This is a genomic window from Anabaena sp. CCY 9910 (assembly GCF_963920875.1).
GTDB classification, from domain to species: Bacteria; Cyanobacteriota; Cyanobacteriia; order Cyanobacteriales; family Nostocaceae; genus Trichormus; species Trichormus variabilis.
In genome coordinates, this window is the sequence record NZ_CAWUDJ010000006.1 from 200,456 (window position 1) to 212,042 (window position 11,587).

Below are 11,587 nucleotides of genomic sequence, written 5' to 3' on the forward strand. Positions count from 1 at the left end.
TTGCTGAGGTAAACTTGCAAGAAAAATAACGCAAACTACTACTCAGCTGCTCTTCAGTCTGGGCATCACTCACAATGGAACACTGGCAATTTCTGATTCAGAAGCAAGGCGATCGCTCTTGGCACGCCTTGGAATCGCCAAACACAGAAATCTTAGAGGGTCGGTATAGAGTTTTAGCTCGTTCTAGCCTTCCCAATCAAGATGTGGAAGTACGCGTAACTTACTTCTCTCCCCAGGAAGTGCCGCCAAAGCGGCGGATTCAAAAACGATTGCGCCGCACCAATTCCGAAGGGTTAATGGCGGTAATTCCTTTCACATACCTCAAACCGGGTATTTGGGAATTGCGCTGCTCTGGCGACTTGATATCAGATATTCTTGGTAAATCTTGGCAATATGGTGTTCATCTGCAAGTAAATTCTCAGGACGCAGATGAGGTAGAGCAAGAATTAGAGATAGAAAATACCTTAGAAATCGATTCATTTCATCAGCCAGACTCAGTATCTGATGGAAATTTGACATCAAATTCTGTTCCACAACTAACAATTACGAACCAGAGTTACTTTCTCAGTACTGGTTCGTCCCTAGACCAAGACAGTACAGCAATTGATGAGCCTGTAAGTCCAGTTTGGGTTAAAGGCGAAACGGCAGAGCAAATTTTACAAAATTTAATTGACTTAGCGTTACCCACTTCTGAACTTTTATTAGAAGAAACAAAGATCGACGATTCGCCAAAGTCGGAACCATCCCTACCTCTATTGCTGACACTGGATCGAGAAACATACATTACTCGATGGGGACATTTATTAACTATTCATGGGAATGTAGCGTTACAAAAAAATCTAGAACAGGCAGATAAGACAGTTAATACAGAAAATCTCCAGGCTTTGGAACTCCGCATTGAGTTGCGATCGCCTCTAAGCTCAGGAATATTAACTCAATTGCGTCAATCTCTAGGAGAAAAATCATTACCCATCACTATCCGTTCAGTAATAGATATTCCTGCTGACTGTGAATCTAAGCTAATTTTGGCAGATATCAAATTATATGGGGTGATGAGCTACGCCATGCCAGAGGCTAAAGCTAATCCTGGAGACGTGACCTTACTGGCTAGTCATTCTTTCACAATTACGGCAGATGTGGCTGATTTGCTGGCGGTTAAAAATGCGGTTAAGGCTAGCCCAGTAGATGAGCAAAATGACATCATGTCGGGAATATCCACGGCTGAACCCCATACAAGTTTGGATTTGGAACTGTTTAACCTAGTTAAAACCTCATCTCCAAGAAAATTACAGCCAATTATTCCCTCTGTAAACACGCCTTTACCAGGGCAAGTTGATCCCCAATCATTGAATAAATCAGCCGACTTCCGCTTACTACAATTACCAAAATTACCCGATAATCCCACTGATGGCATCGTTCCGGCTGATTTAGTGACAGAAGTGACCTTAGAACTTCCTCTATTGGAACAGGATGACACAAATGTCCCCCAAGCTCCTGCTCCCATCAACTTGGATCAATTGCTCATCAAAGCCCGTCCCTCACGAGTTTTGGGCAGTACTTTACCTTACTTAAAACGCTTACCCACCGAGCCTAGTAGCAGCGAAGTAAAAACAAGCCAAATTGCTGAAGAATTAATCGCATCCGTTGTAGAGGAATTACCACAGGTTGATAACTCAATTACTGAGCCGGAAAGTAATTTAGAAGATGTGCTGAGTGATATAGAAGTTCATGATGAAGTTGAGGCAGAACTAGAGTCTCAACCAATGACAGAAGTTATTGAGACTTTAGAAATTGACACATCAGCAACAGAATCAACGGCAGAGCCTCTAACAGAGTTCATTGATGAAAATGTATCAGCAATATCCATTGCTCCATCACTCCCCTATTCATCGCCTTTAATTCGCAAGTGGATGGAGCGTCAAGGATACTCCTTTCCTGAAGATGATTTCCCGCAGGAGCAGACCACACCCGAAGAACCGGCTATCATTTCCCTGAATTCTGAAACTCCAGAGTTTGAAGATACATCTCTCTTAGATGTGCCAGCAGAGGCAGTAGAAACAGATTTAATCACACTAGAGGACACAGAAAATCAGATGTCTGTGGAGATAGAAAATATCTCTCCAGAATCATCGGTGTTACAAGTCGAATTACCGTCTACAGAACCCACTTACACAGCATCAAGTTGGTTAGCTCAAGAATTTGTCGTAGACGACAGCGACAGTGAGCCGGAATTGCAGACAAACAAGAATCAATTACCAAACACCGAGCAGCAAGAAATCGCAAATACAATCGACTCTCCCCAAGAAATTCTGGAACCCTTACCGATTCCCCAACTGTATGTACCAGATGGGGAACTGATTGCAGGTACTTTGGTGAGGATGCGAGTAGAATTGCCACAAGTATCCCCACAAGTTGTAGTTAAATTGTGGATGGAAGACTGTCAAACTCGCTGGTTGTTGGATGGGCCTCATCTACTAAAAGAGTTGTTACAGAATTCTTCAGGTAATTTGGAAGCGATGACTCAACTCAATATTCCCTTTGGCTGTATGGAGATTAGGATAGAGGCGATCGCTCTTAATACAGCTACGCAGCAGGAGAGTCACAAGGTCACAATAGTGAAGACTGTAATTCCTCCAGATTTGCCTAATATGAGCCTAAATGACTTACTTGGTATGTAAATACCATCTGCATGGGGCTGTGTTAAAAATCTTGAGAATTTAAAAAAATTGACTGAATTTGCAGTAAGCTCGTCTTGAATTGTAGTGTGATTTAAGAGGAAACTTTACTATGGCAACTGCATTTTTGCCTTCTATCTTGGCTGACGCTTCTTTCTTGTCCTCTATCTTCGTTCCCGTAATTGGTTGGGTTGTACCAATTGCCACCTTCTCGTTTCTATTTTTATACATTGAAGGCGAAGATGTTGCTTAATGCAGGCAGATGTAACGGGTAATATGTAATTTGATACTAACTTCAGTTGTTAGTAATCAATTCAGGAACTGGTAATGGGTAATGGGTAATAGGTAGTGAGCAATAATTTATTTTTAGTTACTTATTACCAAATTTTACCTATTGCCTGTTATCAAATGTTCAACTAATTGTTTTTAAGTTCACAAAACAGAATACCGCCTATCTTTTGGAGACAGGCGGTTTTTTAATGCTGTTTTCTAAACAAAAGCTAGAAAACCCAGATTAATTTATATTGAAGAACCAAGTCCAGCGTAGGCTCCATAGAAGAAGATACCTACAACTGTAATTACACCTAAACCTGCGATCGTAGCGACGACCCACAGGGGAATTCTCCCACTTCCAGCAGACACAGCTTTCTCCTCCCTTAACAACAAATCAACACAGGTTGAATAAACAAAAATTCAAAGCAAGAGTTCCAGTTAGTTAAAGAAGTAACTGGAGAATAGAATACCTAGAACGAAAACTAGTAATAGTCCCAGGTAAAGAGAAGTCCGGTTAAGTTCTACCGGCTGATTATTAGGATTGGGCGTTCTTTCCATGATTCACTCCTAGTGTGGAACTAGCGTTGAATAAACTGCATTGAGGCGATCGCGCCCAAAAAGAATACGGTAGGCACTGCCAGTGTGTGAACTGCAAGCCATCTGACCGTAAAAATAGGATAGGTAACTGGTTGATTGATGTTGTTCCCGCTAGTCATGATTTCAAACTACTTTTGGATAAGTTGTTCAACTTGTTTTTTCGCTTCAAAACGATTGTTCACAATTGGCAGTTCTTGCCGTGCTTGTGTGTAATACTCATCAGGACGAGGAGTGCCAAACACATCATAAGCCAGCCCGGTGCTGACAAATAACCAACCAGCAATAAATAACGCTGGGATGGTGATGCTGTGAATTACCCAGTAACGAATACTGGTGACGATATCGGAAAACGGACGTTCTCCAGTAGTCCCTGACATTTAGATTCCCACCTTCACAAAGATTGTTATTGAGTTTATTATCCTACAAAGTTAAGAAAGAGTTACAAGTTGCAACTTTCTTCTCATAAAAGTTAGGAAAACTACCTAAGCAGCTGGTTCTGTTGTGGCAGTTTTTGCTGCCTCTGGTTGATATTTTAGTAAAACACCGCGATCGCCGATCACAAATCCCTGATCCGGCTTGAGAAAGACAACTTTGTAAAAATTAGCTGCCACTTCTTCTACATCCCGGTCTTTTTCCCAAGTTTTGCCGCCATCAGTACTTACCAATAAGTTACCACTACCGCCACCAATCCAAACTTCGTTTGGTGTGCGGTAGGCCATATCCAATAAACCCCAACTGGTCGCCAGTTCAGGATTTTGGGCATCTAACCACTCATCCGGTTTAGTTGGGTCGCTAAATTGTACCTGACCACCCCTAGCGAGTAACCACAGCCCATCCTGTGAAAATCCCATATTTTCAACACGGCGAGAACTATTACGGTTGTGGGGAACCCAAGCACTTTGTCCTGGTTCCCAAGTAGAGTAAAAGCTACCCTTTGCAGAAACAGCAACATACTTACCATCCGCAGAACGTTCTAAGTTCCGCACTACCCCTACAGCAGCTTCTACTTGGGCTTTCCAATTTTTGCCGCCGTCAGTAGTTTTATAGATAGCACCTACATCTGTAGCCATCTCAGCTATGTCTGTTCCCAAAGCTTGGATAGCGATGGGATTACCAGGGAGTTTCTCACTCAAGGGAATACGTGACCAAGAACGACCTTCATCCGTGGTGTGTAATAGCAAAGAAGGTTCACCGGCAATCCAGCCTTCTTTGCCAGCGAAACTTACTGAGTCAAAACGGTATCTATCATCATCCAGAGCCAAATTCAGGGGCTGCCAATTGTTACCACCATCATTGGTTTCTAGCAAAGTGGCATTACTACCTACTAAAAAACCATGCTGAGGATTTTCTGTAAAAGCAATATCCAGTAATTTGGCCTCTGTTGGCAAAGAAACCGCTGCCCAAGGGTTGTAGCTGGTAGAGGGAACCTTACTACAACCAATACACAAGAGTAAGACCACCAACAAAGCAAATATTTTTTGCCAACTTTTCACAATAACCATCGATTTCTTGATTTGTTTCTAAATTTGTGTAAGGTTTCTCTAGAAGGTTTACCTTAAGCAGATTGAAAGACTAATGAGTAATCAGTACTGAGTCATGAGTGCTGAGTAAAAAATACTAATTTTTATACCCCTACACCCCTAAACCCCTGTCTCCAGCATTACTGCAAGCCGTAAAGACTGATAAAGAACAAGAATCCCAATGCTAAAGCACCGAAAATGAGGATATTTTTTTGTGCTGGGGTGAGCTTATTGACACCTAAACCATAACCGAGATTTTCTCTGAAACCGGAGGCTGTACCCGCCGGGCCGATGTTACTGAAAGCTGCCTTTTTCGCTGTACAAACTGGACAGCGCCAATTGATTGGCAGTTCGGCAAATGGTGTCTCTGGCGCAATATCATGCTTACTGTCACCTTTCTCAGGTTCGTAAACATAACCGCAGGAGCGACACTCAAAGCGGTCTAACACTGTATTTTCAACAGCTTGTTCGCTCATGGTGAAAGTCTCACAGAAAAGAAATATTAAATATACGTTAAAAATTATGACATACCCGTTAGACTTTTCTATCAATCATAGAAACGAATCAAATACCTGAAATGCGTTTGTTGCGAAGATTTCAGAAAAGATAAAAAGATATAATGTGAAATAAAGTAACAGCCTTATTTACACCATAAGCGGTAGATATTCATTGTGTTTGTCCTTAGCGGTTACGAGTACCTTCTAGGCTTTCTCATTATCTGTAGCCTAGTTCCTGCATTAGCGCTTTCCGCGTCCAAGCTCCTACGACCAACTGGTAACAGCCTGGAACGCCGCACCACTTATGAATCTGGGATGGAACCAATTGGGGGAGCCTGGATTCAGTTCAATATCCGCTACTATATGTTTGCCCTGGTCTTTGTCGTCTTTGACGTAGAGACTGTGTTTTTATATCCTTGGGCAGTTGCTTTTCACCGTCTGGGGCTATTGGCATTCATTGAAGCGCTGATTTTTATTGCAATTCTTGTAGTCGCCCTAGTTTACGCATGGCGTAAAGGAGCATTGGAATGGTCTTGAATTCTGATTTAACTACTCAGGACAAAGAGCGCATCATCAACCCCATTGAACGTCCTACAGTCACTCAAGACCTTTCGGAAAACGTTATTTTAACCACGGTTGATGACCTCTACAACTGGGCTAGGCTTTCGAGTCTGTGGCCGTTGTTATTTGGTACTGCTTGCTGCTTTATTGAGTTTGCAGCGCTCATTGGTTCCCGTTTTGACTTTGACCGTTTCGGGTTAATTCCCCGTTCCAGTCCCCGTCAAGCCGATTTGATTATCACAGCTGGCACAATCACCATGAAGATGGCTCCTCAATTGGTGCGTCTTTATGAACAAATGCCCGAACCTAAGTATGTAATTGCGATGGGTGCTTGCACAATTACAGGGGGAATGTTCAGTGTCGATTCACCTACAGCTGTGCGTGGGGTTGACAAGTTAATTCCTGTGGATGTCTATTTACCTGGTTGTCCTCCCCGTCCGGAAGCGATTATCGACGCAATTATTAAGCTGCGGAAAAAGATTGCTAACGATTCCATGCAGGAACGGAGTCTGATTCGGCAAACCCACCGTTTCTACAGCACGACTCATAACTTGAAGCCAGTGGCAGAAATCTTAACTGGTAAGTATATGCAGTCTGAGACTCGCTTCAACCCACCCAAAGAATTGACAGAAGCGATCGGTCTTCCTGTTCCCCCAGCGCTGCTGACATCTCAAACACAGAAGGAGGAACAAAAACGTGGCTGATGAAGAATTAAAACCAGTACCCGCAGCAGCAGAGGCTATAGTTCCATCTGGCCCGACTTCTCAGTGGCTAACAGAAAATGGCTTTGCTCATGAATCTTTGGCGGCTGACAAAAACGGTGTAGAGATAATTAAGGTGGAACCAGACTTTCTGCTTCCCATCGCTACAGCCCTGTATGCTTACGGGTTTAATTATCTTCAGTTTCAAGGGGGTATTGACCTCGGACCAGGACAGGATTTAGTCAGTGTGTATCACTTGGTAAAAGTGAGTGACAATGCTGATAAGCCGGAAGAAGTAAGAGTGAAGGTGTTTTTACCACGGGAAAATCCTGTAGTACCTTCGGTTTACTGGATTTGGAAAACCGCAGACTGGCAAGAACGCGAATCTTACGATATGTTCGGCATTATCTACGAAGGACACCCCAATTTGAAGCGCATTTTGATGCCAGAAGATTGGGTAGGTTGGCCTTTGCGGAAGGATTACATTTCGCCTGATTTCTACGAATTGCAGGACGCTTATTAGGCTGAGTACTAAGTGTCAGCTTGTGAGAATTTTTATATCTCATCTTTAACCCCTTTCCGGCGGCGGAGAGGGGTAATGTTTTTTAAACGCAAAGTGGCGCGGAGGTTGGCGCAGAGTTTCGCAGAGAATAGTTCTATTTTTGTAAGGATGGGTGATGATATAAGTAAGTATGAAAAATATTATGTTGCCATAGTTTATGTCTAAGGAATTATTAAAATCTTTTCAGGAAGCTTATAGCAATCTCGAATTGTTTCCATTGATGGGAGAGAAATTAATGGAGCAGTTTCGTGTGGATTATGGTGATGATTTAATAGCAGATTTGCGGCAATTAGTTGAAGATAGTCCTAATGGTGATGGCAAGTTTGTATTTACTGGACATCGGGGATGTGGAAAGTCTTCTTTATTAGCTGAATTTAGTAGACAAGTTCAGGATAATTTTTTTGTAGTTTTATTTTCTATTGCTGACACTATTGAAATGTCGGCTGTTAATCATGTCAATATTCTGTTTGCGATCGCTCTTAATTTAATGTACGAGGCAGAAGCACGCAAAGTACAAATTCCTCAAACTACTAAAGATAAACTCTATGGATGGTTTGCAACTCGTACTCGGACTACAGAGGCAGAGTTGGGAGGTGGGATTGAAGCGAGTGTTAATTTGCTCACTTTCCTAAAAGCTCAATTAAAGGCTGATGCAAAAGTTAGAGAGGAAATTACACAGGAATTTGAACGAAAAATATCAGATTTAGTTGCCCGAATTAATGAAATTGCTGCATTGATTAAATTTGCTACTAAACAAGAAGTTATAGTCATCATTGATGATTTAGATAAACTAGATTTGGGAAGAGTTAATGATATTTATCGAGATAATATTAAAGCTTTGTTCCAACCTAATTTTCGGATTATCTATACTATCCCTATTTCGGTAATGTGTGACACTTTTCTCTGGCCGCTTATTGGTGCAGAAACTAATTATCAAACTGTGGTGATGCCTGTTATTAAGATTTTTGCTAAGGGTGACAATCGTTTGCCTGATGCCCAGCCTCGAAGTGAAGCCAAAAATATTTTATGTGAAATCTTACAAAAACGCATTTCTAGTGAATTAATAGACAAGTCAGCCGCAGAGAAGATTGTTGTTTACAGTGGTGGCGTGCTGCGTGAATTGATTCGTTTGGGTAATGTGTGTTGTCGTATTTGTTTACGACTTATCAGGCAGAAACCAGGAGAAAAAATTGTTATTAATGACCAAATTATAGAAGAAGCCATTAAGCAAATTCGTAATGATCTTTCTCTGCGTCTAGGAAGGGATGATTTTGAAATTTTGAAAACTACTTATGAACAATTCGAGCCTCAAGATGTACAGCAGCAGGAATTTTTAGAATTACTGCATGGGTTGTATATTTTGGAATATCGTAATGATGAAACTTGGTATGATATTCACCCTATTCTTGTAGAAACTCTGAGACGTAGGGGGTTAATTGATGGTGAATGAAGACTTATTAGCAGATGCAGAAAATCGAGATGCTTATGATGATTTAATGGTTTCTATCGAGGCTAAAGCGCATCGGTTAAATTTGCTAATTGCCGTTTGTGATGACGCTAGTTTTCGGGATGAGATTATTGCTCAGTATGAGGCAGAATTACAGCCAGAAATTCGTTGCTATCGCGTGAAATTGGCAAGGGGTGAACCGAGTTTGACGATTGCTATTTCTCAATTGGTAAGAAATGAAGAGTATTTGCGTCAGCATCATCCAGCAGTAATTAGCGTAACTGGTGCAGAGCATTTGCATTTTCTCAAACTGGGAGAGGAGCGTTCAGAGCAAGAAATTTTTTTCGGTTATTTACAATGGACTAGGGAAGCATTAAGAGAATTTCCTTTTGCTATAGTTCTCTGGGTGACTAATCAAATATTAGGTGATTTGATGAAGAAAGCACCTGATTTTTGGAGTTGGCGCAATGGTGTTTTTCGGTTTACATCTAGAAGGAAAAATACTGTTTCTGCCAGAGAATTAAAACCAATTCGTTTTGCTTTTAGTGATAATGAATTATCAGGTTTTGATGATGACAATAATTATTTATTACCTATAGAAGATTTACAAAATTTTATTCGAGATTTAGAACAGCGCGGTGTAAAAGATACAACGTTAGCAACTTTATACTTTAGCTTAGGCGATATTTATAGAAAGCGACTGGAACGGGGTGAATTTCAGGATTATCAAAAAGAGCAGGAATTAGGAATTGAGTATTTAAGTAAGGCAGTGCAACTGCAAAAAGATTTAGGTTTAGATAAAGATTTAACTATTAGCCTCAATAATTTAGCTGATCTCTATCATTCTCAAAGAAAATACAGCGAAGCTGAACCTTTATATGGCAAAGCTTTAGAAATGACGCAACGTTTGCTGGGTCAGGAGCATCCATCTGTTGCCACTAGTCTTAACAATCTGGCATACCTCTACTATTGTCAAGGTAAATACAGTGAAGCTGAATCCCTGTATCGCCAAGCTTTAGAGATGAGGCAACGTTTGCTGGGTCAGGAGCATCCTGATATTGCTAATAGCCTCAACAATCTAGCTTATCTCTACTATTCTCAAGGAAGAAACAGCGAAGCTGAACCCTTATTTCATCAAGCTTTGGCAATGAGGCAACGCCTACTGGGACAAGAGCATCCTGATATTGCTACTAGTCTCAATAATCTGGCAGGGCTTTATGAATCCCAAGGAAATTACAGCGCAGCTGAACCACTTTTACACCAAGCTCTGGCAATGAGACAACGTTTGCTGGGTCATGAGCATCCATCTGTTGCTACTAGTCTTAACAATCTGGCGTACCTATACTATTGTCGAGAGAAATATAGCAAAGCGGAACCTCTGTATCGCCAAGCTTTAGAAATGAGGCAACGTTTGCTGGGATATGAGCATCCTGATAGTGCTAATAGCCTTAATAATTTAGCTAGTCTCTACGAGTCTCAAGGCAAATATAATCAAGCAGAACCATTGTATTGTCTAGCTTTAGAAATTTTGGAAAAAAAGTTAGGTGAAAATCATCCTAATACTATTAGTGTGCGTAAAAATCTGGCACATTTGCGCGATCGCCTCTCCTCAGAACAATAACAGCAATAATCTAAACATGAAGTTTCGTGTTCTGACGTGGAATGGTGGAGTTATGAAGGCGATTGCTCCAGTTTCAAGCTTGAAGTTTCCTGTTCACAAGTGGAATGATGGAGTTGTCAGAACGAAATTACGAATTATATTCAGGTGCAAACAGACAAAATATTTTACAGCTTATTTCAGGCTTTCCCCAGCATATTTTTTGCGATTATTGGGGAAGCAGATATTAATCCCAGTACATACGAGTTTGTCTCAGTGGAACTGAAAGAAACGGCTTTTCGCATTGATGGGGTATTCAAACCTGTAAATGAAACTACAGAAGAACCCCTATATTTTGTTGAAGTTCAGTTTCAACTAGATCCTAAATTTTATAGACGCTTCTTTGCCGAAATCTTTCTGTATCTCCGTCAAAACCCATCTGTGAATTTTTGGCGTGCTGTTGTCATTTATCCCCAACGCATTATAGAACCGGATGATCAACAACCTTATCGCTTGATTTTGGATAGTTCCCAAATACAACGCATTTATTTAGATGAGTTAGGCACAGCTAGCGAAAACTCTCTGCAATTAGCGATCGTGCAACTAATTATTGCCAGTGAAGCAATAGCCATTGACCAAGGTAGACAACTGATTATACAGGCAAGGCAAGAACTGACAGATGAAGCCAACAAAAAACAAATTGTAGAATTAATAGAAACTATCCTGTTGTACAAATTCACCAACTTAAGCCGAGAGGAGGTAGCAGCTATGTTGGGTATAGATGATGAATTCAAAAAAACTAGAATGTATCAGTCTATCAAGGAAGATGGACTAGAAGAAGGTAGACAAGAAGGTAGGCAACAGGGCATACAAGAAGGTAGACAAGAAGGTAGACAGGAAGGTAGGTTACAAGCCAAGTTAGAGGCTATCCCTCGTTTGTTAGCGTTGGGGTTGAGTGCAGAACAGATAGCAAGCGCTTTGGATTTAAATATTGAGCAAGTTCAGCAAGTAACAGGGAATTAGTTGATTTTTGCTGAGTACCCGATGATAGGTGTGTCACATTCCGATCACATTTGCTTGTAACCCTAGCGATGTAGGCTTCCTATCCCTTTGTTGTCACTTCCATGAGAGAATAATTAAGTAAAAACGCCGAAAGT

General features: G+C 41.2%; 14 protein-coding genes. 8 read left to right on the top strand and 6 right to left on the bottom strand.

Going from position 1 to position 11,587, the window contains the following annotated elements; all coding sequences use genetic code 11:
• Positions 1-74: 74 nt before the first annotated feature.
• Both ACM5QX_RS07800 and ACM5QX_RS07805 read left to right on the top strand, forming a co-directional pair.
• Complete coding sequence (locus ACM5QX_RS07800) at positions 75-2,678, top strand: hypothetical protein (RefSeq protein ID WP_414753090.1); 2,604 nt, start codon at positions 75-77, stop codon at positions 2,676-2,678.
• A gap of 109 nt (positions 2,679-2,787) precedes the next feature.
• Positions 2,788-2,928, top strand: coding sequence for a photosystem I reaction center subunit VIII (locus tag ACM5QX_RS07805; RefSeq protein WP_011318654.1), 141 nt, complete (start codon positions 2,788-2,790; stop codon positions 2,926-2,928).
• Positions 2,929-3,194: 266 nt separating this feature from the next.
• On the opposite strand, the gene ACM5QX_RS07810 is transcribed toward ACM5QX_RS07805, so the two are convergent.
• The 6 genes from ACM5QX_RS07810 to ACM5QX_RS07835 all read right to left on the bottom strand — a co-directional run bounded on the left by ACM5QX_RS07810 (position 3,195) and on the right by ACM5QX_RS07835 (position 5,541).
• Positions 3,195-3,317: a photosystem II reaction center protein J gene (locus tag ACM5QX_RS07810; protein ID WP_104009905.1), complete on the bottom strand. Its 123-nt coding sequence runs from the start codon at positions 3,315-3,317 to the stop codon at positions 3,195-3,197.
• A gap of 69 nt (positions 3,318-3,386) precedes the next feature.
• Positions 3,387-3,506 (bottom strand): photosystem II reaction center protein L, encoded by a 120-nt coding sequence (locus ACM5QX_RS07815; protein WP_010997988.1) that lies wholly within the window; start codon positions 3,504-3,506, stop codon positions 3,387-3,389.
• A gap of 20 nt (positions 3,507-3,526) precedes the next feature.
• On the bottom strand, positions 3,527-3,664 hold the full coding sequence (gene psbF, locus ACM5QX_RS07820; protein WP_011318656.1) for a cytochrome b559 subunit beta: 138 nt from the start codon (positions 3,662-3,664) through the stop codon (positions 3,527-3,529).
• Between the two features lie 9 nt (positions 3,665-3,673).
• Complete coding sequence (gene psbE, locus ACM5QX_RS07825; protein ID WP_010997986.1) at positions 3,674-3,922, bottom strand: cytochrome b559 subunit alpha; 249 nt, start codon at positions 3,920-3,922, stop codon at positions 3,674-3,676.
• Between the two features lie 105 nt (positions 3,923-4,027).
• Positions 4,028-5,047 carry a photosynthesis system II assembly factor Ycf48 gene (locus ACM5QX_RS07830; RefSeq protein WP_414753091.1) on the bottom strand — a complete coding sequence of 340 codons (1,020 nt, stop codon included), beginning with the start codon at positions 5,045-5,047 and terminating at the stop codon, positions 4,028-4,030.
• Between the two features lie 158 nt (positions 5,048-5,205).
• The gene (locus tag ACM5QX_RS07835; protein ID WP_011318658.1) at positions 5,206-5,541 is read right to left on the bottom strand and encodes a rubredoxin; all 336 of its coding nucleotides are present in this window, start codon (positions 5,539-5,541) and stop codon (positions 5,206-5,208) included.
• Between the two features lie 195 nt (positions 5,542-5,736).
• On the opposite strand from ACM5QX_RS07835, the gene ndhC reads away from it, so the two are divergent.
• The 6 genes from ndhC (at position 5,737) to ACM5QX_RS07865 (ending at position 11,453) form a co-directional block, all read left to right on the top strand.
• Complete coding sequence (gene ndhC, locus ACM5QX_RS07840) at positions 5,737-6,099, top strand: photosynthetic/respiratory NAD(P)H-quinone oxidoreductase subunit C (RefSeq protein ID WP_010997983.1); 363 nt, start codon at positions 5,737-5,739, stop codon at positions 6,097-6,099.
• A complete protein-coding gene (locus ACM5QX_RS07845) occupies positions 6,090-6,827 on the top strand; it encodes an NADH dehydrogenase subunit K (protein WP_011318659.1) in 738 nt (245 codons plus the stop codon). Before ndhC ends, ACM5QX_RS07845 begins: the two co-directional genes overlap by 10 nt.
• The gene (locus ACM5QX_RS07850) at positions 6,820-7,347 is read left to right on the top strand and encodes an NAD(P)H-quinone oxidoreductase subunit J (RefSeq protein ID WP_011318660.1); all 528 of its coding nucleotides are present in this window, start codon (positions 6,820-6,822) and stop codon (positions 7,345-7,347) included. Before ACM5QX_RS07845 ends, ACM5QX_RS07850 begins: the two co-directional genes overlap by 8 nt.
• Before the next feature lie 196 nt (positions 7,348-7,543).
• The gene (locus ACM5QX_RS07855; protein WP_414753092.1) at positions 7,544-8,836 is read left to right on the top strand and encodes an ATP-binding protein; all 1,293 of its coding nucleotides are present in this window, start codon (positions 7,544-7,546) and stop codon (positions 8,834-8,836) included.
• Positions 8,826-10,454 carry a tetratricopeptide repeat protein gene (locus ACM5QX_RS07860; RefSeq protein WP_414753094.1) on the top strand — a complete coding sequence of 543 codons (1,629 nt, stop codon included), beginning with the start codon at positions 8,826-8,828 and terminating at the stop codon, positions 10,452-10,454. Before ACM5QX_RS07855 ends, ACM5QX_RS07860 begins: the two co-directional genes overlap by 11 nt.
• A gap of 144 nt (positions 10,455-10,598) precedes the next feature.
• A complete protein-coding gene (locus ACM5QX_RS07865) occupies positions 10,599-11,453 on the top strand; it encodes an Rpn family recombination-promoting nuclease/putative transposase (RefSeq protein ID WP_414753095.1) in 855 nt (284 codons plus the stop codon).
• The last annotated feature ends 134 nt before the right edge of the window (positions 11,454-11,587 follow it).